Here is a 20,497-nt window from a genome sequence, read left to right as displayed (position 1 = left end):
GCCTTTTTTGCACGATGTGCGGGGGGCTAGAAACCGCCCATGCCGCCCATGTCGTCTCCGCCGCCGCCAGCCGGAGCGGCCTTTTCAGGCTTGTCCGCGACAACGGCTTCGGTGGTCAGGAACAAACCGGCAATGGAAGCCGCGTTCTGCAGTGCTGAACGGGTTACCTTTACCGGGTCGTTGACGCCGGCAGCCAGCAGGTCTTCGTAGACGCCGGTTGCAGCGTTCAGGCCGTGGCCGTTGGGCAAGGAGCGAACCTTGTCAACAACAACGCCGGGCTCCATGCCTGCGTTGAAGGCAATCTGCTTCAACGGTGCATCGATGGCAACGCGGACGATGTTGGCTCCGGTTGCTTCGTCGCCTGTCAGGTTCAAGCTTTCGAAGGCCTTCACGCCGGCCTGGATCAGGGCAACGCCACCGCCGGGGACGATGCCTTCTTCGACAGCAGCCTTGGCGTTGCGCACAGCGTCTTCGATGCGGTGCTTGCGTTCCTTGAGCTCAACTTCGGTAGCGGCACCGGCCTTGATGACTGCCACGCCGCCGGCCAGCTTGGCCAAACGTTCCTGCAGCTTCTCGCGGTCGTAGTCGGAATCGGAGTTTTCGATTTCGGCACGGATCTGTGCAACGCGGCCAGCGATGGCCTCTGCGTCGCCGGCACCGTCAACGATGGTGGTCTCGTCCTTGGTGACAACAACCTTGCGGGCCTTGCCCAGCAGGTCAAGGGTGGTGTTTTCCAGCTTCAGGCCGACTTCCTCGGCGATGACCTGGCCACCGGTGAGGATGGCGATGTCTGCCAGCTGGGCCTTGCGGCGGTCGCCGAAGCCCGGAGCCTTGACGGCGACGGACTTGAACAGGCCGCGGATCTTGTTCACGATCAACGTGGCAAGTGCTTCGCCTTCGATGTCTTCGGCGATGATCAGCAACGGCTTGTTCGAAGCCATGACCTTTTCCAGGACTGCAACGAGATCCTTGACGCTGGAGATCTTGGAGTTGACGATCAGGATGTACGGGTCTTCAAGAACCGTTTCCTGGCGCTCGGTGTCGGTTACGAAGTAAGCGGAGATGTAACCCTTGTCGAAGCGCATGCCTTCGGTGAGCTCAAGCTCCAGGCCGAAGGTGTTGGACTCCTCGACGGTGATGACGCCTTCCTTGCCAACCTTGTCCAGTGCCTCTGCAATGAGGGCACCGATCTCGGGATCACCGGCGGAGATGGACGCGGTCGCGGCGATCTCTTCCTTGGTCTCGATTTCCTTGGCTGAAGCCAGCAGCTGCTCGATGACGGCTGCAACAGCCTTCTCAATGCCGCGCTTGAGGGAGAGCGGATCGGCGCCGGCGGCTACGTTGCGCAGGCCTTCCTTGACGAGGGCCTGGGCCAGCACGGTTGCCGTGGTGGTGCCGTCGCCTGCGATGTCGTCAGTCTTCTTGGCGACTTCCTTGACCAGCTCGGCGCCGATCTTCTCGTAAGGATCGTCAAGTTCAATTTCCTTGGCGATGGAAACACCATCGTTAGTAATTGTGGGGGCGCCCCACTTCTTTTCGAGAACAACGTTGCGACCGCGCGGGCCCAAGGTGACCTTGACGGCGTCGGCGAGGATGTTCAACCCACGCTCAAGACCGCGGCGTGCCTCTTCATCAAATGCAATGAGCTTGGCCATGGAGGCTTCAGTCCTTTCGGGACAGTCATTTCGGATACAAAATCCCCACAGAGGTGCCCGCGACGGACGGATCGGCAGCCGCTGATCTCTTTACAACGGCCACGAACCCTCACCACATGAGGAAAATTCAATACCCCGACGGCGGCGAAACGGCCAATAACTGGCAGTCACCGCCTCAGAGTGCTAAGTCAATAATTAGCACTCGACACCCCAGAGTGCAAGCGGAGGGTCCGCTGTGAGCTTCGGGCGAACGCTCGGAGGTCCACCGTTGCCCGTGAGGGGAAGCCTGGCAAACGGACATATTTCCCACGGACCGCAGCGTACCCTACCGGCGGCGGGCACAAACGACTAGCGTTGGGTCTGTACATATTCCTAGTTGCGCATAAGCGCTGGAACCGCTGCCTTCCGGCAGCACCTTGTGACTCAGCATCAGTACCAGGAGACACCATGAGTGAAAATATTCAGCCCGAACAAACTCCGGCCAACGGCACTGACGTCCCCGCCGGTTACGATCAGCCCGCCCCGGGCTACCAGGCGCCGCCGCGCTATGAGCAGCCCGCCCCCTATGTCGCACCTGCCGCCCCAAGCTACGAAGTGCCCGCAGCGGCCCCCACCCCCGAATACCCCCAGTCGGGGGTGCCGCAGGGATACCCGCAGGAAAACATGCAGCAGGCCTACCCGCCGCCCGGAATGCAGCAGAGCTACCAGCAGGGATACCAGCAGCCCCCGTACGGAGTGGCTCAGGGCGTCGAGCAGAAGTCAAAGCTGGTTGCAGGCATCCTCGGCATCCTGCTTGGCGGCTTCGGCATCCACAACTTCTACCTGGGCAAGACCAAGATCGCCTTGATCCAGCTTCTGGTCTCCGTCATCAGCTTCGGCATACTGTACTTCTTCATGGCCGTGTGGGGCCTCATCGAGGGCATCATGATCCTGATCGGCCAGGAGAATTACCGCACCGACGGCAATGGCGTCCCGCTCAAGGACTAGCGCCAAGGCCGGGACCGAACGGAGCCCGCGCCTGACTTGACGATTCTACGAAAATGGCGGCCACCCCGCAGGGTTGGCCGCCATTTCCCTCGCTCGCTGCGTTTCTTGGACGTTGCCTGCTTAGGCTCCGGGGCCCAGCACCACGGCCAGTGGTATGCCCAGCTCTGCGGTATCGACCAGGGAACGAATGTTGAGCAATTTACCGAGCGCTTCGGCGTTGGCCTTCTGTTCGATGCCGTCGTAGAAGATGACGGATGCTGTCTGCGGCTGTCCTGCCCAGTTCGCCTGCCGGGATACCGACCATCCGCCGCCGGTGGCCTGTCCTGCGTATTGGGCAGCCAGACCCGATACGCCGGTTGCGTTGAAGATGGCCACGGGGGTTGCCTTGTTGACGACCGAGTCGGGTGTGGGGGTTGGCGTCGGAGAGGGGGCAGGTGCCGTGGTGGGGGCCGGCGTGGGGTTCGTTGTTGCCGACGGCGTCGCGGAAGGGGCAGCAGCGGCGGGGGCCGACGTCGACGCAGCCGGCGGGTTTGCGGGGCTGTTCAGGACCTTGGGCATGACGAAGAACGCCAGCAGCCCGATGCACAGGGCCGCCACACCGACAACCATCAGCGGCATCAGCGAGCGCCCCTGCAGTTCCATCGAAGACCTGTGGACGCCATGGCGTGCCGAATTTTCCTCAACGGCGTCGAATTCATCCCGCGGGTAATTACTCATTGTGCAGTGCTGTCCTTGTGGGTGCGTTGGGTGAAGGGCGCGTCAATTGCCCAGTCGGCGGGCAGAACGGGCCTGCTGGCGGGACGTACGTAGTCTACGCAACCGCTTGACCAGCATGGGGTCATGGGCCAGGGCCGCATCCGTGTCGATCAACGCGTTCAGCACCTGGTAGTAATGGGTCGCTGAGAGGTCGAACATGTCCCGGATAGCTTGTTCCTTGGCGCCGGAGTACTTCCACCACTGCCGTTCAAGGTCAAGCATTTGCGCATCACGTTCGCTGAGTCCACTGGCGGAGGGTGCGGCGTTGTCCTGCGGGTCGGGCCCGTGCTGGACTGCTTCGGCCACAACAGCCCTCCTTTCCGAATTCTCGCGCGACCGGGGCCACAATGCATGGCCTGCCCTATCCATAATAAGGGCGAACTACAGCGATGTCATTTGGGCCGCGGTGGACGGCCGGGCCATAAGCTCCCCCTGTGGAGCAATGTCGCCCCCGGCTCGCAGGGCCCACAATGGATTGCATGGACAGTGCACCCGGCCTCTTTGACCTCCCCGCCCCGGCACCGTGGGACAGCCGCCAGCTCAAGGCGCTCGCCACACTGCGCACGGCGCCCCTGAGTGGCTTGGCCCCCGATTGGGCCCAGGCCCTCTCCCCCCTTGATGCGACATTGCGCAGACTCGGTGCCATGTTGGCCGGCGAGTACGACGCCGGAACCCGGTTCCTGCCCCTGCCCACCCAGGTGCTGCGTGCGTTGGGCACGCCCATGGCCGGGGTGAAGGTGTTGATTGTGGGCCAGGACCCGTACCCCACGCCGGGGCATTCGGTGGGCCTGGCCTTTTCTGTGGACAGGGCAACGCGCCCGCTGCCGCGCAGCCTGAGCAACATCTACAAGGAGCTGAACACCGACCTTGGCATCACCCCCGCGCCCCATGGCGACCTCAGCGCTTGGGCCGACCAGGGCGTCATGCTGCTCAACAGGGTGCTCACGGTGGCGCCGGGAGAGGCAGGTTCGCACCGCCGTCGCGGGTGGGAGGAGGTCACCGAAGCCGTGATCACGGCACTGGCGGCCAGAAACACGCCCCTTGTCAGCGTGCTGTGGGGCAAGGATGCCCAGCGCCTTGCCCCCCTACTGGAGGGAACGGCGATCATTGAGTCGGCGCATCCAAGCCCGTTGTCGGCCTCCCGCGGCTTCTTCGGATCCAAGCCGTTCAGCCGTGTCAACGATCTGCTCACGGCACAGGGCACGGCCCCGATCGACTGGGCCCTCCCCGTGAACTAGAATGGTTAGGAGAACCTAACTTGGCGCGACTCCCGCGCCCACACGGCCGGGCGCGTGCCCGGCACCAGGAGCCCACCGTGAGAACAGCTGACACCGCCGCCCCGTTCGTGGCGCCCGCCGCCAAACCGCGCGCCCAGTACACACTGCGCGTGGTCCGCACCGAACAGCTCAGCCGGCACATGGTACGCATCATTGCGGGCGGCCCCGACCTGTCCAATTTCACGCCTAAAGACGCCACCGACATGTATGTGAAGATTCATTTCCTGCAGCCAGGGGTGGAGTATGCGGAGCCTGTCGACGTGTTTGGTCTGCGCGAATCGATGCCGCGCGAGCACTGGACCACCACCCGCACCTACACCGTCCGCTGGGTGGACGTGGCGGCCAGGGAGATCGCGGTTGACTTCGTCCTGCACGGCGATTCCGGCCTGGCCGGGCCGTGGGCTGCGGCGGCCTCCCCCGGCGACAGGATCATTATGTCCGGCCCCGGCGGTGCGTACAAGCCGGACACCGACGCCGATTGGCAGCTTTTCGCCGGTGACGAGGCCGCGCTTCCGGCCATCGCCGCAGCGTTGGAGTCACTGCCCGCGGACACCCGCGGCCACGCCTACCTCGAGGTGGACACTGCTGCCGACATCCTGATCCTGGACAAGCCCGACGGCGTTGAACTCACTTGGGTGTTCCGCAACGGCGCGGCCCCGGACCAGGGCACTGTCCTACTGGACGCCGTCGCGAACGGCCCCTGGCCCGAGGGCACCGTCCACGCCTTTGTCCACGGCGAACGCGAATACATGAAGCAACTGCGCGACCTGTTGTTCAAGCAGCGCGGGCTGGCGCGCTCACAGGTCTCCCTCTCCGGCTACTGGGCGTACGGCCGCACGGAGGACTACTTCCAAGCCGAGAAGAAGCAGCCCATCGGCCAGATCCTGTAGCCCGGCACAATTCCCTAACGGCGGCGGTTGCTGCGCTTGTCCCTTTGGCCGTTGCTGCGGGTGAAGGGGCGCGCGGCGTTGTCCCCGAGCACCACCCCGGCGGCGACGGCAAGGATGACCACGAGGGCGTTGAACAGGCCGACGGCACCGGTGACGGAGTCCTCAGGCGTCAGCGTCATGACGAACATGGCCCGGAAGATGGACAGCCCCACCAGCAGGAAAATGATGGACGGAACGGCAACCACCAGCTGCGGCGCACCCAGCCGCAGTGCAATGACCCGCGCCAGCATGCCGATCACCACGGCGGCGACGGCAGGCGCAAAGCGTCCGCCCAGGCCAAATTCCATGCCGGCATAGTACACGAGGTAGCCGAGCAGGGCTACGGCCGTGGTCGGCAGCAGCAGCTTCATCGCTGTTTGTTCGGCAATGCAGATGGCCACCGTGGCCACGGCGACCAGGGTAAGGACCCCTGTCAGCGGCAGGGTTCCGGAGATTGTTTCGGCAACGCTGAGCCTGTCGGCGCCAAAGAGTGCGCCGGTGACGAGGGCAACGGCTATGCCTGCAACAATGGCGCCAAAGGTAAGAAACGCCGAGAGAAACCTGCCGGCGGCCGTCACGGGGAAGCCGTTGATGGCATCCTGCACTGCGGAGACAAGCCTGCCCGATGGCAGCATCAGCAGGATGCCGCCTGCCACAACGATCGAGGGACTCAACGGCACCTGGACAATGAAGCACAGCAACGCCACCATCGTGACGATGAAGGAACTGATGGCGGTGACGAAGAAGTCGGGCACGCGCCACTTGCCAAGGATCCGGGCCACCTGCCCCGCCAGCAGGATGGTCAGGAACGCCACAAGCATGCCGAAGCCCGTTCCGCCGATGACGCCTACAACGGCTGCGGCGAATACCGCCTCGGCCATTGACACCATCCAGCGCGGAAACGGCTTGGGCTTGCGGATGATGACGTCAAGGCGCCTGTGCGCCTCATCCCTGGTGACGCCGCCTGAGGCAATGTCGGTGACAAGTTCGTGGACCTCCACCAGGCCCGCATAGTTGTTTGTCCAGGAGCGCACCACCCGCAGCAGCGTGATGGGCACGGCGTCGCGCGGCGCGTAGTTGATGATGACCGACTGGTTCGTGATGTCGACCTCGATGTTGCGCAGCCCTAGGGCGGCGGTAACGGCGATGATGGACGTTTCAACCTCGAGGGCGCCTGCGCCGTACCTGAACATTGTCTCGGCCATGCGCAGCGCAAAGTCAATGGTTTTCCGGGCTGACTCCTCGGCCTTGCCCACCTGGATGGTGAAGTTGGCGTACGGGCTTCCGGCCAGCCTGTCCACGATGTTCATGGGCGCCGTGGGCGGGGCCTCCCCCTGCACCAATTTGCGCAGGACCGAACGCGCAGCCTTGTTGGCCCGGGGAGCAGGCACCACCGGGATCATGCCAGCGAAGGGCACCTTGGGGTTCTGCGGCCTTGTGCCGCCCGCGCCGCCTAGCTCCCGGCCGCCGGTGTTGTCGCTCATTGCTTCTCCCTGTGGCTTTTTTCCTGACACCAATGGCAGGATCTGCTGCCTTTGCGTGCCGTGGGTCAGTGCCGTTGATTTGGCTAGTAAAACTGTTTTCCGGTGCGGCGGGAGTACAACTGCCTGAACACCCGTTCGCCCGCGACCGTCCACAATTTATACCGCATGGGGCTGAGCACCAGGTCGTAGCAACCTACGAAGTCGGTGACCGTCTTGGAGAAGCTTGTCTTGAACAGGCCCAGGCCGTGGTGCGGGTGGGTGGGGTCCTTAAGCCTGTCCGAGGGCGGCGTACCGCAGAAGTCGTACTGTACGGCCCCGAGTTCCTTCATGTCGTTGATGGCCACCCATTGCACCAGGTGCGAGTCGCCGTACTGCTTGCGCTTTTGCAGCGAACCTCCATCCTTGTACGTTGCCTTGGATCCGTAGTTGATGACAAACGCACCGACGGAGGCGACGCCGTCTTCAAACACAAAGTAGAAGTGTCCCTGGCCGCGCTTGGTGAATTCGGTCCAGAACTGACGGTAGTACTCGAAGTCGCGGGCCTTGCTGGTGGACTTGACCGTGATGGTGCCGACCATCAGCTCATACATGGTCCGCATGGTTTCTTCGGTGGGTTCCATCCGGACCACCTCGACCTCTTCACGCTGGGCCCTTCGCACGGCGTTGCGTCCGCGTGAATGCAGGTTGCGAAGCAACTGGTTCGGCTCAGCGGAGATGTCGAGCAAGGCGGTGTTGTCGTTGGGCTGCAGGTCGGGAACCTTGACCAGGCCGGCGCCCGAGAGCACCGGACCTGCCTCCTCGGAGGCCACCACGTCGGGTTCAATCTTGGCTGCGAAAACATTGAGCCGGGCACGCTTCACGAAGGCACGCAGGGCCTGAAGCATGGCGGGAATCTCGGTTACATCGGCAACGTCCGGACCCTTGATGAGGTACCAGAGCTTACCTAGGAAGGGGAACGACTTTTGCAGCACGAGGTTGTAGCTGGTGTAGTCGGGCCCCTCAAAAGCCAAGTACTGGATGTCCCAGCCATAGTTCCGCTTGACGGCCGCAAAGGCCTCGGATTGCAGCAGATTGCCCCCGTTCGGGTTGGCCGTGACGAGCGTGTCCCACTGGTCAATCTCGGCGGCGGTGGCAAATCGGGCAGTAAATTCTGGCAAGTGACCCTCAATTACGTTGACTGTTGTTCGCTGCCTCCAGTCTAACGGCCAACCATCTCACAGCCCACTCACAGCCGACCCACAATGAACGCCACAGGGATGTGAACAACATGGAAACGAACGGCCACCGCGAGGGTGCTCCGTGCTAGGCATCTTCGCAGCCCTCCTTGGCAAGAGCGGCAGCGGCAAGAGCACACTGCTGTCAATCCTGTCGGCCCTGGGAAACGTCATGCCGCATAGGGAATTTGCGGGGGTTTCGCATGCCGAGCGAAGAGCACGCCCAGCCGAACTGCTCAACCAGGTGGGGCTGACAGATGACATGCACGGCCGCAAGTCGAACCGGCTTTCAGGGGGCAAGCAGCAGCGCCTGGCCATTGCCTGGGCACTGGCCACACGCCCAAGGTGATCCGTGCCAGCGAAGACAGCGAACCCCGTGGACGCCTGACTACCCGCCTTAAACAACTGTGACGCAGTAACTGCACTCGGAAACCGTATTCCAACGGTTTTCGGTGCAGTTACTGCGTCACAGACGGGTGGGGCGGTGCTTACTTGGGCGAGCTGGAAGCTGCCGTTTCAAACTCACCGTCACGGCCGGCGTCGTTCTTCAGCTCTGCCACGATGACGTCCGCTTCAAACTCGGCCATTTCCGGTGCGATCTCCACGGGGGTTTCGCGCTGGATCTTGGTAGCCAGCGGCTCTTCCTTGACGAAGCACAGCACGATCGCAGCCAGCACGGCCAGCGGCACCATCCACAGGAACATCGGGATCAGGGCCTCGTTGTAGGACTCGATGATGAGGTTCTTGATGGGTTCCGGCAGGCTGTTGACCAGGTGGGGGGTGAAGGAGTTTCCGCCGCCGGGGGCCCCGGAACCTGTGGGCAGCTTCTCGGCGATCATGCTCTTGAGGCGGCTGGCGAACATGGCACCCACCACGGCCGAACCCAGGGTTGCGCCGACCTGGCGGAAGTAGTTCTGCCCGGCGGTGGCCGTGCCCACAAACTTTAGCGGGAAGGAGTTCTGCGCCACGAGCGTGAGGATCTGCATGCTGGCACCGAGGCCGATGCCCATGACGCCCAGGTAGACGCAAATCAGGTAGATGGGACTGTCGGCGTGGATGGTTGACAGGAGCACCAACGCAACGCCCAGGATTGCGGAGCCGACGATGGGGGCCATCTTGTAGCGGCCCGTGGCGGAGACGCGGCGTCCAATGATCACGGAGGTGACGAGCATGCAGGCCATCATAGGGATCATGAGCAGGCCGGCCTGGGTTGCAGAGTAGCCCGTGGCCATCTGCATGTAGGTCGGCATGTAGCCGATGGCGCCAAACATGGCGATGCCTGTGAGCAGGCCAGCCAGTGTGGTCAGGTTGAAGTTGCGGCTCTTGAAGAGCATCAAGGGCATAACCGGCTCAGTGGCGCGGCTTTCCACGAACACGAACAGGACACCGGTCACTACGGCAATGACGGCCAGGCCGATGATTTCAGGGGAATTCCAGTCGTACTGCGAACCGCCCCAGGTGCCCACCAGAACCAGCGCCGTGGTGGCCACGGCAATGAGCATCATGCCAAGGTAATCAATCTTGGGGCGCGTGGCGTGGACAACCTTGGGGATGTGGAGCAGGAACACGGTGGCGATAATGGCCAGCAGAGCCAGCGGCACGTTCATCCAGAACGTCCAGCGCCAGCCGGGCCCTTCCGTCAAGCCGCCGCCAATGAGCGGTCCGGCCACTGAGGAGAAGGCAAAGACGCCGCCCATGACGCCCATGTACTTTCCGCGTTCACGGGCAGGGACAACGTCGGCAATGGTCGCCTGGGAGAGAATCATCAAACCGCCGCCGCCCAGGCCCTGGATGACGCGTGCAACGATGAGCGTGCCCATGTCAGGCGCCAGCGCGCCGATCACGGAGCCCACCGTGAAGATGGAGATCGCGAACAACAGCATGGGCTTGCGGCCCAAGAGGTCGCCCAGTTTGCCGTAGACGGGCATCATGATGGTGGAAGCGAGGATGAAGGCCGTGATGGCCCAGGCCATGTGTTCGACGCCGTTGAGCTCGCCCACCATGGTGGGCAGGGCGCTGGAGAGCACTGTCTGGTTCAGCGACGCCAGCAGCATCGTGACCATCAGGCCGGAAAAGAGAAGGATTATTTTACGTTTTTGGCCCGGATCCACCGGTGCTTCAAAAATGGTTTTGGTACTCATAAGGTTGCTTTGATTGCCTCTCGGAAAATTTCAATGGCCTCATCGATGGCCGTGCTTTGTTCGTTTGTGGCGGCGCCTGAATCCTTGGAGAAGGCGAACCGGATAACGGTTCCTGCCATCATCAACAAGGCCAGCGCCGAGTCTTTGCCGGGCAGGGACCCCGGCAGGGCAAGTTCCTGTGCCGGGTCCGGGTAGCGTTCAAGGAGAACGGCTTCCACCAATTCCTCGGAATCGCGCAAGTGGTCGAAGATGCGCTTGCTCAGCTCGGGATATTTCGCCTTCAAAATTTTCCGGCGGTCAGACCTGGACTCTGCCGGAAACATTGAGCGGATGACAGTGAGCATCAGGCGCACTGTGCGACCAAAAAGGTCCTCTGAGCTTTCCATCCGGAAGGCCGCCAGGGTTTCCTCCGACAGCGTGGGCTGCTGAAGACCCATGATGGCGTCTTCCTTGGTGGGGAAATAGTTGAAGAAGGTGCGCTTGGAGATTCCCGCCGCATCGGCAATTGCCTCCACGGTGGTTTTGGCCATCCCCTGCTCACACGCCATTAATGACGCCGCGTTATGGATCAACGCCCAGGTATCCAGCCGGTTGCGTTCGCGCAGTGGCATCGATGTTTTTTGCATACTCCCAGTATATGCACTCACGCATAACTTGCACAAGTGCAAACTTTACACTTCTGCATGCTTTGCGTCACACCTGACGCTGTGCCCACACGAAAATTGGGCGTGTTTGTCGCCGTTTATTGCGGGTCAGTCTAAAAGTGGGGTCATGGATTGCGGGGGCGGAGCCAGGTGAAGGTGGGGGTTTCCTTGGCCAGGAACGCGGCAACACCGATGGCCGCGTCTTCACTGACAGCCATCTGGCCCTGCCAATACGCACTGAGCTCTGCCACGGCAGCGTCGCCGGCACCGGCACTCATCGCATTGATCAGTGCCTTGTGTCCCTGCGCGGAGAACTGCGAGCGCGCTCCAAGGTGCAGCGCGAAGGCGTGGACCTCCTGCCAAAAGGAGTCCATGGCGAGCACCTTGGTGGCCAGCCCCAGCCGTTGCGCTTCGCGGGCGTCCACAAAGTCCCCGCTGAACAACAGGTATTTTGCCGTTGCCGGGCCAGCCAATTCCACGAGCCTCTTGATGCCTGAGAGCGGATACACGATGCCGATCTTGGCCGGGGTGATTCCATACGTGGCCCGTTCGGAGGCCAGCCGGATGTCGCAGGCGCCGGCGATCTGCCAGCCGCCGCCAACGCAGTATCCGTCAACGGCGGCAATCACGGGCTTGCGAAAGTGCGCCAGCGCATTTTCCGCCACAGTGATGTCACCGCCGCTGCTCTGCCCGGTGGCCGGATCGTGCAGGATCCTTTGCACCGAGGCTATGTCCGCACCGGCGGAAAAGTGTTCCCCTGCCCCGCGGACCACCACAACCTTGACTGAATCGTCGGCATCCAGTTGTGCCAGCCGATCCTCGAACTGCTGCCACATGTCCGCCGTGATGGCGTTGCGCATGCCGGGGTTGTCCATGATGAGCGTAGCCACCGGCCCCGACTGTTCAATGCGCAGCACACCGGGGCGCCCCTCTGATTCCACAACGTCAGCACTCATGGGCTCACCACCGGCGTGGCTGCCGGCAGCACGATCCCGGCCTCCACCAGCCCGGCAATTTGCTCCCCGCTCAGCGACAGTCCCGCCAGGACGGCCAGGGTGTCCTCCCCCAGAGACGGCGGCGCTTTGCGGATGCGCGTCGACTTCCGGTTGACCGAAATGGGTCCGCGCACCAGCGGCAGCTCGGATCCGTCGGCCCTGTGCACGGTTTCCACCATGCCAAGGGCCTTGACCTGTTCGTCGGCAAAGGCCTGCTCGTAGTTGTAGATGGGGCCTGCAGGTATGGCGGCTGCGCGCAGCACAGGGAGCCATTCGTTGGCGCTGCGGTGGGCCAGCAGCCCCTCAAGTTCAACCTTGAGCGCCGTCTCGTTGCCGTGGCGCAGCTTGCCGGTGGCGTACTCTGCACGGTCCACCAGCTCCGGGGCGCCGAGCAGCGCGCACAGCTGCTGCCACTGCTTTTCATTGCCCACGGCGATAATGATGGGAATGTCTGCCGTGGCAAACACCCCATACGGGGTCAGTGCCGGATGGGTGTTGCCCAGCGGCACTGGCACCTGGCCGGTGCTGAGGTATCTCTGCCCCTGGAAGGCGCCCAAGGCGAGCCCTGTTTCAAGGAGCGACGTCGAAACCTCCATCCCCTCCCCGGTGCGGGCCCTGCCAACGAGTGCCGCGGCGATGGCAAGGGCCGTGTTGATGCCCGAGACCATGTCAACGATGGGCACGCCCATTCGGTACATATTCGCAGCGTCGGGGCCCGTCACCGACATGAGTCCGCTCATCCCCTGGGCAACCTGGTCCAGCCCTGGCGCCTGCGACAGGGGTCCCGTGGCGCCGAAGCCGCTCACCGAGGCAAGAATCAACCCCGGCTTGGCGGCACGCAGTTCGTCAGGGTCAAGGCCCATGGTGGCCAACACCCCGGGACGGAAGTTCTCAACGACCACGTCGGCACTCATGGCCAGCCTCCACAACAGCTCCCGTCCGCGCTGGCTGTAAAAGTCGATGGCAATTGACTGCTTGCCCCGGTTGGCCGAATCAAAGTACAGGCTGTGGTCGTTTTCGAAGGGCGGCCAGGCACGGCTTGAGTCGCCGCCCCTGATGCTCTCGACCTTGATGATCTCCGCCCCCAGGTCCGACAACAGCGACGTGGCGTACGGTCCGGCCAGGGCGCGGCTGAGGTCGATGATGCGGATGCTCTCCAGCGGCAGCACCGGCTGGCTCCTTGATCCTTTACCCATGGGGCACCCCGCGCAGCCTGACATTGATCTGTTTGGTTTGGGTGAACCCGACCAGCATGCCCTCCAATGAGACTTCCCGGCCCATGCCGCTTTGCTTGTAGCCTCCGTAGGACTGCCCGGCCACCTGTCCGCCGCCCTGGTTGACCTGCACCCAGCCAGCCTGAACCTGGTGGGCGGTGTTCAGGGCATCGTCCAGGTTGTGGCTCCACACATAGGCGGCGAGCCCGTAATTGGTGTCGTTGGCCATGCGGATCACCTCCGCTGTGTCTTTCCACGGGATCGCCACCAGGACGGGGCCGAAGATCTCCTCCCGGGCCAGGCGGAAGTCATTCCGGGCGCCGCTAAAAACGGTGGGCAGGTGGTAGTAGCCCTCGGTCAACGCTCCTTCGGTCGGTGCGTTGCCGCCGAGCACCGCCTTCATGCCAGGGGTGGCCCGTCCTTCATCCAAATAGCCTGTAATGGCGGAATGCTGCTTGGCGTTGATGATGGCACCCATGTCGGTCGCCTCATCGAGCGGGTCGCCGACCTTCAGCGCGCCGAGCTTGGCTGTGAGCCGCGTCAGCACGTCGTCGTAAATGTCTTCATGGAGGAACAGGCGCGAGCCGGCGGTGCAGCTTTGGCCTTGGCGGGTGAAGCGCGAGGCGAGCAGCAGCCCGTCCATGAGTTCGTCGTCGACCGCATCGGGGAACACGATGGAGGGGTTCTTCCCGCCCAGCTCCAGGGACATGTGGGCCAGGCGCGCCGCGGTCTTGGCGGCCACCCCGCGCCCCACCTCGGTGGATCCGGTGAAGGACACCTTGTCCACGCCGGGATGGTTGGCGAGGGCTTCGCCGATGACCGATCCGCGGCCCGTCATGGCATTGACGACGCCGCCCGGCAGGTGGTTGTTGCACACCTCGGCGAGGCGCAAAATGGTGAGCGGGGCGTCGTCGGCCGCCTTCATGATGACGGTGTTGCCCGCTGCCAGTGCTGCGGGGATCTTGAACGCGGCAATCAACAGCGGCGAGTTCCACGGCAGGATCGCAGCAACCACGCCCAGCGGCTCCAAACGCGTGTACTGCAACTGGTTCTCTCCGGCAGGGAGTGTGGTGCCTTTAACTTCCCCGGCAATCCCTGCAAAGTAGCGGAACATCGAGACCATGCTGGCGGCCTCGGGTCGGGCCTGGGTGCGCAGCGCGTTGCCGGTGTCCAGCGCCGTGAGCTTGGCGAATTCCTCGGTGCGGGCCTCGAGTTCGTCGGCGATGTCCAGCAGGGCCTTCGCGCGGCCGGTGAAATGCAGGGCGCGCCAGGCAGGGAAGGCCGCACGGGCAGCGGCGACGGCACGGTCCACGTCGGCTTCATTGCCTGACGGGACGCGGGCAATGACTGTGTCGCGCCGGGCGGGGTTCTCCACGGAGCGCCACTGCCCGCTGCTTGAGGCAACTTCCTCGCCGCCGATCCACATGGGCCAGTCCTTGACCGCGTGGGTTGCTTGTACATCAGTCATGGCATTTTCCTTAGGCAATAGCGGTGGAAGCGGACGTTTTCAGGGACCCGTCCACGAGGGAGACAATCCGGGTGCAGTCCTTGCCGCCCTCGCCCTCGTCGATGAGGCGCTGGAATAGCTGCTGGACGTGCTCGCCGATTTCCAGCGGGGTGTCCGTGGCTCGGGCCGCGGCAATGGCCAGGCCAATGTCCTTATTGGCCAGCTCGGCCGTGAAGGAGGGTGCGAAGTCCTTGTTGACGGGGGCGCTGGGCACCACTCCGGCCATCGGGTACCACGTGCGCAGCGCCCAGCTGTCGCCCGAAGAGACGGAGGCAATGTCCCAGAAGACCTGCTTGTCCAGGCCGAGCCGGTCCGCCAACACGGCGCCTTCAGCGGTGGATGCAAGGTTGATGAACAACATCAGGTTGTTGCAGATCTTCGCGGCCTGGCCGGTGGTGGGCCCGCCAGTGGGGATGATGTTCCCGGCCATGGGTTCGATGTAGGCGGAGGCGTCGGCCACCGCGCCTTTTTCGCCGCCAATCATGAACGTAAGTGTGCCAGCGCTCGCGCCGGTCATGCCACCCGATACGGGGGCGTCGACAAAGCGGAAGCCTGCGGCAGCAGCGGCGTCGTGCACGGCCTGCGCTGACTCGATGTCGATCGTGGAGGAATCAATGAGCAGGGTTTCCTTGGCGGTGTTGGCCAGGATGCCGGCGTCGCCGAAGTAGACGCTCCGGACGTGGTCGCCCTTGGGGAGCATGGTGAAGACGACGTCGGCGCCGGCGACAGCGTCGAGGATTGACGTTGCCGGGGTGACACCGTTGCCGACGGCTGCGCCCAGGGCGGCAGCGCTCAAGTCAAAGCCGCGGACCGTGTGCCCGGCCTTGACCATGTTGGCCGTCATGGGCCCGCCCATGTTGCCCAAACCGATCCATGCCACAACTGCCATGATGAAAGCTCCCTTGCTGACGATTCCCATTATGTCCCCGACCGTCTTCCATCGGCAGGTTATGACAAGCATCACATTCTGCTATGGTGCAAACAAGACCGAAAATAGCAGAGGGTATGTGCATATATGCACAGTCGGGCCGCGCAGTCGGGCCGCGCAGAACGGGGCCCCTGCGGCGCAGCCCTGTATGGCGCAGCCCTATATAAGGAGTGGCCGATGGTGGATTTCAAGAGGTTTCCCAGTCCCGAGGACCTGCTGATCCTGTTGACAGTGGCCCGGCTGGGCCGTTTTACGGCTGTCGCCGACGCCCTGGAAACCACGCACACCACTGTTTCGCGGCGCATCCTTGCCCTGGACAAGCAGATGGGCGGCCGCACGCTGGAGCGGACGCCACAAGGCTGGGAACTGACGGAGCTTGGGCGGGCCGCCGTCGTCGCCGCCGAGGGGATCGAGAGGAGCCTCAGCCGCCTGACTGCGGGCATCAGCGACGGCATGGATGACGTATCGGGCGTGGTGCGGGTGAGCACCACGGACGGTTTCGGTGCGATCATCGCCACCCCTGCCCTTGTCCGGCTGCAGCAAGAACACCCATCGCTGCGTGTTGAACTGCTCAGCGCCACCCGCAGGCTGAGGCAAAACCGTTCCGGCGTGGACATTGAGGTGGTCGCCGGGAGCGTCGACGCAGGGCGCGCCGAAACCGTGCTCTTGTCAGACTACTCATTGCGGCTGTACGCCGGGACCGGCTACGCCGCCGACCATGGCACGCCTGATTCGGTGGCGGACCTGGCCAGCCACCGTTTCATCTCTTATGTGGAATCAACCCTGCAGGTCTCCGAACTGGCCCTGCAACGCCGGTCCCTGACGGCCGAGCCCGCACAGTTCCAGGCAACAAGTGTGTTCGCGCAGATTGAAGCCGTCAGGTCCAACGCAGGGCTGGGCATGCTGCCTGCCTTCATGGTCGAGGGCCAAGATGGGTTTGTCCGGGTGCTTCCCGACGACGTGGAGCAGCGCGTCCAGTTCTGGGCCGCCGCACGGCCGGAGTCGATGCGCTCCCCCGCCGTGCAGGCCGTCCTCACCGCGTTCCTCCAGGAGACCCGGCGGATGAGCAAGCAACTGCTCCCGGGCTGACGCCTGGCCGCGGCGCCCGCGACCACCTCTCCCGTCGCACCCCGCGCTGCACCCTTGGCGGCTCCTTCACCGACGCCTACTCCGGCCCCGAGGGCACCGGTGGCGAACGATGAATTCGTGGCGCAGGTCCTGAAGTCCATCAACGGCACCGCCGATCAGGTGGTGGACTGGTGGATGGGCTCGGCCCAGCACCGGGCGCCCTGCTGAACAAGCGTGCCACCGACATTGGACGTGGCTATGTCAAGACCACGAAGGCTGGCTGGAGCCCGCTGATGATCGTGGTGTGGACTTTGATGGCGATGGCCGCCAGGACTTGCTGGCCAAGACTGTGGCTGGCCAGATACGGCTCTACAGGGGCACCGGCGGGCAGGGCGGCCTGGCCCGCACGTCCGCGGGAAATCTGCTGCACTACCCGCTCGTCAAGAATGGTTGGGCACCGAGGACCAGATTGGCACCGACGGCGGAATCCCGCCATGACGTCGAAACGGTCATCCGCTAGTGATATTTCAGCAGCGGATGACCGTTTCGACGTCATGGTCGGGCAATCAGTGGCCGGCAGCTAGGCAAACAGCCCGTTCAGCCACGTTCCCCAGGCTGCGGCCTGCGCCTGGGCGTCAGCGCCGTCCTCGAACAGGTGGATCGTCATGCCCACCACCGAGCCGAAGGCGTTGCGGCCAAAGAAGCGGTACATCGCGTTCTCCGTGCGCAGCCCCACAAAGTTCGGGTCAAGGTAATCCACCTCGGCCTCGAGCGTTCCGAGCCCGGCAGCTCCGAGCCCGGCAATGGCGACGCTGACGTGTCCGCCCGCTCCGGCGTCGTGAATGCCCAGCGCGGCCTTTACCGCCTCAAAGGCCTCCGGCGTCGAGGATGCCGGGGGCCCTGGACGTCGGCGAAGGCGGCCTGGCGCCCCGCGAAATACTGCACATACTGGCCCAGGGTGTGCTGGTAGAAGGCCGTGTGCTTGGCGGCGCCGTCGTACTGGTTGTCCCAGTCCTCGAAGAACACGCCGCTGTGGATGTAGCGCAGCCATGATTTGCCGCCGGGAAACTCGGAGATGTCGAACTGACGATCGTTGAAGAAGCCGTTCTCGCCCTCCATGTGGTTCGCGTAGCGGTGCGGCGGCTCCCATACGGTGACTGTGCTGCCGAACGGTCCCGCGCCGCCGAGTTTCGGCTCGATTTCCATGGGCCACATCCAGCCGGAGGTGCCCTGAGTTGCCGCGTCGAAGACCTGCCGGGGCGTGCCCTCGATCTCCGACTCGTGGACAATCTTGAATTCCTTGGCCATCTCTTACTCCTTCAGTTCCGTTGCCGGGTTCTGCCTCACGCTGGGGTGAAGTGCGAGCACGATCCTGTGTTTGCGCCCGCCGGCGGTGGTGTCGCTGTGGTATCTTTCCGCCAGCACCGCCATGGTTGCCGAGAGTTCGGCTACGAAGGCAGCCCTGTCCGCCGCATTGGCAAACGTCACCTCGCCGTCGAGGGCGAAGGTGGCAAGGCGCTGCTTGGCGCGGCCGGCCCCGGTGATCAGGGTGCCCACATCCCTGACAAGCCTTGCGGCGAGGGCGAGAATCCACCGGGCCGAAAGCCTGTTCGGTGCAAGCGCAGGGTCGGGATCCACAGCGGGAAGTGCGGCCGGGGAAATCACATAGGAGCGGGCGGTGGCGCCCATAATGCGCTCGGTGACATTGCCCCGCCGGTGCTCCCTCACAAGCTCACCCAGGCCGTGTATTTCAAGGGTTCGCAGGTGGTAGTTCACCTTTTGACGGGCAGCCCCAGACGGGTTGCCACCGACGCTGCGGATCCCGGTTCTCGCAATTCGGCCAGGATAGCGGCACGCAGGGGGTCGAGTGCGGCCTCGGCGGCCGCCGCGTCCTCAATGACTGCTATGTCCAACATGGCTTCATTGTTTCACCGACAAATAAAATTGTCCAGGTTCCGCGGGAGCGCTGCTGGTCCGGTGTAGGAATCCGCCAAGGCGTGAGCGGGAACCAGGGTTTTCACGCCACGGAGCCAGGTGAGGAATCCGCCGTCAAGGTTGCTGACGATGAGCATGTTCACGGGGTCCTTCGCGGAGTCAAATTGCGGCACGTAGGCAAGCTCAAGGTCGGCAAGTCCGCCTGCCGTGATGCCGGCGCACCAGGCCGTGGCGATAACGTCGATGTGCTTTGTCACGCCTTCGCCCTGCACACCGAGAATGGTGTCAGTTGCCGTATCCACCAGCAGTTTCAACGACAACCCCATGGCGCCCGGGTAATGGCCGGCGTGGTTGGCCGGGCACGAGTGGATCGCCCGTTACGACGGCGGAAGGACCAGCGCGTGGTGGGTCCGACTGTAGCTTTCACCCGTGATGAGGTTGCCGGGGCGGGGTGACAGTTTTGGCGTCGACGTTGACGGCCGTGACCTCGTGGCGGACGTGCATGTCAAGGTTGAATCCCGCCTTCAGCGACACGGGGCTGCGCAGGAGCAGATCTTCCCGATCTGCGATGACGCCACCCACGTGATACGGCAGGCCGAAGTGGGCGAAGGAAACGTGTTCGCCCGTTCAAAAGCGGTGAAGACGGCATTTCCTTGTTGGTCACGACCGCCTACTTTCCACCGAAGATCTTGCTCAACCAGCCGCCGGCTTTTTCCTTGGACGCGTTGGGATCACAGGAGCAACGCTCGGACTTGGGAATGTGGCGCATGACGTCGTCAACGTGGCTGCCACAGCCTGCCCAGGTGGTCTTCTTGCAGGAACGGCATTTCACGGCACGGCACATGATTTCTCCTTGGTTTTCGATACCCCAATGGGTATCTGCTACTTCAAGCGTACATGCCCCCGGGGGTATGATGCCAAAAACGACGTTGACCCACAAAGGACCATCATGCAACTCTCCGACGAGGCCTCAAAGCCCATCATCAATCGGCTCCGCCGCGCCAATGGCCAGCTGGCCGGAATCATCCGCATGCTTGAGGAAGGCCGCGACTGCGAGGACATCGTGATGCAGATGGCGGCCGTCAGCAAAGCCCTTGACCGTGCCGGCTTCGGCCTCGTGGCGGGCAGCCTGAAGGAGTGCCTCGCCTCCGGCAAAAGCGAAGACCTTGACAGCGGAAAGCTGGAGAAGCTGTTCCTGTCCCTGGCCTAGATCAGTAGTTCAAAGGGGTGCGCAGTGACGTAAGGACTCTTAGGGCAGGGATGTCCAGAACCTTGTTACGGCAGAGGGGAAGCTAACCACGCAGAAACGCCACAAGTCGGACAGGAAATCGCCGTATTCGGCAGCCCTGGGCTCAAACGTTCTGACCAGTGTCCGGGCGGGATTCGCCGTCACGCCATGCGCTGATGAATTCCGCTTAATCATTTTGGGCAAGGGCGCTCTCGGGGCAAGGAGAAAGCAAGTACCGGTGTAAGCTCTTGTGACTCGAAAGCATAATAACGGATATGTTTTGAGATGCACAGCTAACGAATGCACGGCAGAGTCCCCGGCACCATTCAACAACGACCTACTAATATGAAGACCCAGCCGACCCGGCAAATCAACTTGCAAAGGGTCGACTAAAAGCAGCGCAGTCTCCAAAAACCCAAAAACGCTAGATTTCATGAGCTGCCTCAAGGCCATATCAACAGTCCTAGGCGGCTGATCTTCCGAGCGGCACTGCACCTTCCGCGGAACCCCAGCCCTAACAAAGGGTCATTTTTAG

At 63.2% G+C, this 20,497-nt stretch carries 25 protein-coding genes; 6 read left to right on the top strand and 19 right to left on the bottom strand.

What is annotated here, in order from left to right; genetic code table 11:
• Positions 1-26 precede the first annotated feature (26 nt).
• Complete coding sequence (gene groL, locus AAGW05_RS02440) at positions 27-1,655, bottom strand: chaperonin GroEL (RefSeq protein ID WP_411802882.1); 1,629 nt, start codon at positions 1,653-1,655, stop codon at positions 27-29.
• A 447-nt stretch (positions 1,656-2,102) separates the two neighbouring features.
• Between groL and AAGW05_RS02435 the strand changes: the two genes are divergently transcribed.
• The gene (locus AAGW05_RS02435) at positions 2,103-2,642 is read left to right on the top strand and encodes a TM2 domain-containing protein (protein ID WP_411802881.1); all 540 of its coding nucleotides are present in this window, start codon (positions 2,103-2,105) and stop codon (positions 2,640-2,642) included.
• Positions 2,643-2,762: 120 nt separating this feature from the next.
• Here the strand turns inward: AAGW05_RS02435 and AAGW05_RS02430 are convergent, their stop codons facing one another.
• Together AAGW05_RS02430 and AAGW05_RS02425 are read right to left on the bottom strand one after the other, a co-directional pair.
• On the bottom strand, positions 2,763-3,359 hold the full coding sequence (locus tag AAGW05_RS02430; protein ID WP_411802880.1) for a LytR C-terminal domain-containing protein: 597 nt from the start codon (positions 3,357-3,359) through the stop codon (positions 2,763-2,765).
• Positions 3,360-3,401: 42 nt separating this feature from the next.
• On the bottom strand, positions 3,402-3,704 hold the full coding sequence (locus AAGW05_RS02425; RefSeq protein ID WP_411802879.1) for a DUF3263 domain-containing protein: 303 nt from the start codon (positions 3,702-3,704) through the stop codon (positions 3,402-3,404).
• 173 nt (positions 3,705-3,877) lie between these two features.
• Between AAGW05_RS02425 and AAGW05_RS02420 the strand changes: the two genes are divergently transcribed.
• Together AAGW05_RS02420 and AAGW05_RS02415 are read left to right on the top strand one after the other, a co-directional pair.
• Entirely contained in the window at positions 3,878-4,636 is a 759-nt protein-coding gene (locus AAGW05_RS02420) for a uracil-DNA glycosylase (RefSeq protein WP_411802878.1), read from the top strand.
• Between the two features lie 77 nt (positions 4,637-4,713).
• Complete coding sequence (locus tag AAGW05_RS02415; RefSeq protein WP_411802877.1) at positions 4,714-5,565, top strand: siderophore-interacting protein; 852 nt, start codon at positions 4,714-4,716, stop codon at positions 5,563-5,565.
• A gap of 14 nt (positions 5,566-5,579) precedes the next feature.
• Here AAGW05_RS02415 and AAGW05_RS02410 read toward each other — a convergent pair whose 3' ends face one another.
• Positions 5,580-7,088: a threonine/serine exporter ThrE family protein gene (locus AAGW05_RS02410; protein ID WP_411802876.1), complete on the bottom strand. Its 1,509-nt coding sequence runs from the start codon at positions 7,086-7,088 to the stop codon at positions 5,580-5,582.
• A gap of 83 nt (positions 7,089-7,171) precedes the next feature.
• On the bottom strand, positions 7,172-8,245 hold the full coding sequence (locus AAGW05_RS02405; RefSeq protein WP_411802875.1) for a lipid II:glycine glycyltransferase FemX: 1,074 nt from the start codon (positions 8,243-8,245) through the stop codon (positions 7,172-7,174).
• Between the two features lie 142 nt (positions 8,246-8,387).
• Here AAGW05_RS02405 and AAGW05_RS02400 point away from each other — a divergent pair, with 142 nt between their 5' ends.
• Positions 8,388-8,651, top strand: coding sequence for an ATP-binding cassette domain-containing protein (locus AAGW05_RS02400; RefSeq protein WP_411802874.1), 264 nt, complete (start codon positions 8,388-8,390; stop codon positions 8,649-8,651).
• 139 nt (positions 8,652-8,790) lie between these two features.
• Here AAGW05_RS02400 and AAGW05_RS02395 read toward each other — a convergent pair whose 3' ends face one another.
• The 6 genes from AAGW05_RS02395 to mmsB form a co-directional block, all read right to left on the bottom strand.
• On the bottom strand, positions 8,791-10,443 hold the full coding sequence (locus AAGW05_RS02395) for an MDR family MFS transporter (RefSeq protein ID WP_411802873.1): 1,653 nt from the start codon (positions 10,441-10,443) through the stop codon (positions 8,791-8,793).
• Entirely contained in the window at positions 10,440-11,069 is a 630-nt protein-coding gene (locus tag AAGW05_RS02390) for a TetR/AcrR family transcriptional regulator (RefSeq protein WP_411802871.1), read from the bottom strand. The genes AAGW05_RS02395 and AAGW05_RS02390 overlap by 4 nt, the downstream gene beginning before the upstream one ends.
• 143 nt (positions 11,070-11,212) lie before the next feature.
• Positions 11,213-12,043 carry an enoyl-CoA hydratase/isomerase family protein gene (locus AAGW05_RS02385; RefSeq protein WP_411802870.1) on the bottom strand — a complete coding sequence of 277 codons (831 nt, stop codon included), beginning with the start codon at positions 12,041-12,043 and terminating at the stop codon, positions 11,213-11,215.
• Positions 12,040-13,251: a CaiB/BaiF CoA transferase family protein gene (locus AAGW05_RS02380; RefSeq protein WP_411802869.1), complete on the bottom strand. Its 1,212-nt coding sequence runs from the start codon at positions 13,249-13,251 to the stop codon at positions 12,040-12,042. The genes AAGW05_RS02385 and AAGW05_RS02380 overlap by 4 nt, the downstream gene beginning before the upstream one ends.
• Positions 13,252-13,270: 19 nt before the next feature.
• Positions 13,271-14,764 (bottom strand): aldehyde dehydrogenase family protein, encoded by a 1,494-nt coding sequence (locus AAGW05_RS02375; protein ID WP_411802868.1) that lies wholly within the window; start codon positions 14,762-14,764, stop codon positions 13,271-13,273.
• Positions 14,765-14,774: 10 nt separating this feature from the next.
• Positions 14,775-15,692, bottom strand: a complete 918-nt coding sequence (gene mmsB, locus AAGW05_RS02370; protein WP_411802867.1) for a 3-hydroxyisobutyrate dehydrogenase — start codon at positions 15,690-15,692, stop codon at positions 14,775-14,777.
• 216 nt (positions 15,693-15,908) lie between these two features.
• Between mmsB and AAGW05_RS02365 the strand changes: the two genes are divergently transcribed.
• Positions 15,909-16,820: a LysR family transcriptional regulator gene (locus AAGW05_RS02365; RefSeq protein ID WP_411802866.1), complete on the top strand. Its 912-nt coding sequence runs from the start codon at positions 15,909-15,911 to the stop codon at positions 16,818-16,820.
• A 235-nt stretch (positions 16,821-17,055) separates the two neighbouring features.
• Here the strand turns inward: AAGW05_RS02365 and AAGW05_RS02360 are convergent, their stop codons facing one another.
• From AAGW05_RS02360 to AAGW05_RS02325, 8 genes are all read right to left on the bottom strand, one after another.
• The gene (locus AAGW05_RS02360; RefSeq protein WP_411802865.1) at positions 17,056-17,229 is read right to left on the bottom strand and encodes a hypothetical protein; all 174 of its coding nucleotides are present in this window, start codon (positions 17,227-17,229) and stop codon (positions 17,056-17,058) included.
• Between the two features lie 150 nt (positions 17,230-17,379).
• The gene (locus AAGW05_RS02355; RefSeq protein WP_411802864.1) at positions 17,380-17,559 is read right to left on the bottom strand and encodes a hypothetical protein; all 180 of its coding nucleotides are present in this window, start codon (positions 17,557-17,559) and stop codon (positions 17,380-17,382) included.
• A 98-nt stretch (positions 17,560-17,657) separates the two neighbouring features.
• Entirely contained in the window at positions 17,658-18,107 is a 450-nt protein-coding gene (locus AAGW05_RS02350; protein ID WP_411802863.1) for a hypothetical protein, read from the bottom strand.
• A 3-nt stretch (positions 18,108-18,110) separates the two neighbouring features.
• A complete protein-coding gene (locus AAGW05_RS02345; RefSeq protein WP_411802862.1) occupies positions 18,111-18,575 on the bottom strand; it encodes an ArsR family transcriptional regulator in 465 nt (154 codons plus the stop codon).
• A complete protein-coding gene (locus AAGW05_RS02340) occupies positions 18,572-18,715 on the bottom strand; it encodes a hypothetical protein (RefSeq protein WP_411802861.1) in 144 nt (47 codons plus the stop codon). The genes AAGW05_RS02345 and AAGW05_RS02340 overlap by 4 nt, the downstream gene beginning before the upstream one ends.
• A 12-nt stretch (positions 18,716-18,727) precedes the next feature.
• Positions 18,728-19,060, bottom strand: a complete 333-nt coding sequence (locus AAGW05_RS02335; RefSeq protein ID WP_411802860.1) for a hypothetical protein — start codon at positions 19,058-19,060, stop codon at positions 18,728-18,730.
• Positions 19,061-19,157: 97 nt separating this feature from the next.
• On the bottom strand, positions 19,158-19,316 hold the full coding sequence (locus tag AAGW05_RS02330) for a hypothetical protein (RefSeq protein WP_411802859.1): 159 nt from the start codon (positions 19,314-19,316) through the stop codon (positions 19,158-19,160).
• 88 nt (positions 19,317-19,404) lie between these two features.
• Positions 19,405-19,578, bottom strand: coding sequence for a hypothetical protein (locus AAGW05_RS02325; protein ID WP_411802858.1), 174 nt, complete (start codon positions 19,576-19,578; stop codon positions 19,405-19,407).
• 105 nt (positions 19,579-19,683) lie between these two features.
• Between AAGW05_RS02325 and AAGW05_RS02320 the strand changes: the two genes are divergently transcribed.
• The gene (locus AAGW05_RS02320; protein ID WP_411802857.1) at positions 19,684-19,944 is read left to right on the top strand and encodes a metal-sensitive transcriptional regulator; all 261 of its coding nucleotides are present in this window, start codon (positions 19,684-19,686) and stop codon (positions 19,942-19,944) included.
• Positions 19,945-20,497: the final 553 nt, after the last annotated feature.

The sequence above is a fragment of the Arthrobacter sp. LAPM80 genome, from assembly GCF_046736435.1.
GTDB lineage: Bacteria > Actinomycetota > Actinomycetes > Actinomycetales > Micrococcaceae > Specibacter.
The sequence above is the reverse complement of the archived record's forward strand: the minus strand, read 5'-3'. Positions and strand labels throughout refer to the sequence as shown.

Coding starts and splice junctions, on each gene's coding strand:
- AAGW05_RS02335 (WP_411802860.1), bottom strand. CDS start 19,060: ATGGGGTTGTCGTTGAAACTGCTGGTGGATACGGCAACTGACACCATT.
- AAGW05_RS02420 (WP_411802878.1), top strand. CDS start 3,878: ATGGACAGTGCACCCGGCCTCTTTGACCTCCCCGCCCCGGCACCGTGG.
- mmsB (WP_411802867.1), bottom strand. CDS start 15,692: ATGGCAGTTGTGGCATGGATCGGTTTGGGCAACATGGGCGGGCCCATG.
- AAGW05_RS02375 (WP_411802868.1), bottom strand. CDS start 14,764: ATGACTGATGTACAAGCAACCCACGCGGTCAAGGACTGGCCCATGTGG.
- AAGW05_RS02430 (WP_411802880.1), bottom strand. CDS start 3,359: ATGAGTAATTACCCGCGGGATGAATTCGACGCCGTTGAGGAAAATTCG.
- AAGW05_RS02435 (WP_411802881.1), top strand. CDS start 2,103: ATGAGTGAAAATATTCAGCCCGAACAAACTCCGGCCAACGGCACTGAC.
- AAGW05_RS02385 (WP_411802870.1), bottom strand. CDS start 12,043: ATGAGTGCTGACGTTGTGGAATCAGAGGGGCGCCCCGGTGTGCTGCGC.
- AAGW05_RS02340 (WP_411802861.1), bottom strand. CDS start 18,715: ATGTTGGACATAGCAGTCATTGAGGACGCGGCGGCCGCCGAGGCCGCA.
- AAGW05_RS02350 (WP_411802863.1), bottom strand. CDS start 18,107: ATGGCCAAGGAATTCAAGATTGTCCACGAGTCGGAGATCGAGGGCACG.
- AAGW05_RS02325 (WP_411802858.1), bottom strand. CDS start 19,578: ATGTGCCGTGCCGTGAAATGCCGTTCCTGCAAGAAGACCACCTGGGCA.
- AAGW05_RS02390 (WP_411802871.1), bottom strand. CDS start 11,069: ATGCAAAAAACATCGATGCCACTGCGCGAACGCAACCGGCTGGATACC.
- AAGW05_RS02410 (WP_411802876.1), bottom strand. CDS start 7,088: ATGAGCGACAACACCGGCGGCCGGGAGCTAGGCGGCGCGGGCGGCACA.
- AAGW05_RS02320 (WP_411802857.1), top strand. CDS start 19,684: ATGCAACTCTCCGACGAGGCCTCAAAGCCCATCATCAATCGGCTCCGC.
- AAGW05_RS02365 (WP_411802866.1), top strand. CDS start 15,909: ATGGTGGATTTCAAGAGGTTTCCCAGTCCCGAGGACCTGCTGATCCTG.
- groL (WP_411802882.1), bottom strand. CDS start 1,655: ATGGCCAAGCTCATTGCATTTGATGAAGAGGCACGCCGCGGTCTTGAG.
- AAGW05_RS02395 (WP_411802873.1), bottom strand. CDS start 10,443: ATGAGTACCAAAACCATTTTTGAAGCACCGGTGGATCCGGGCCAAAAA.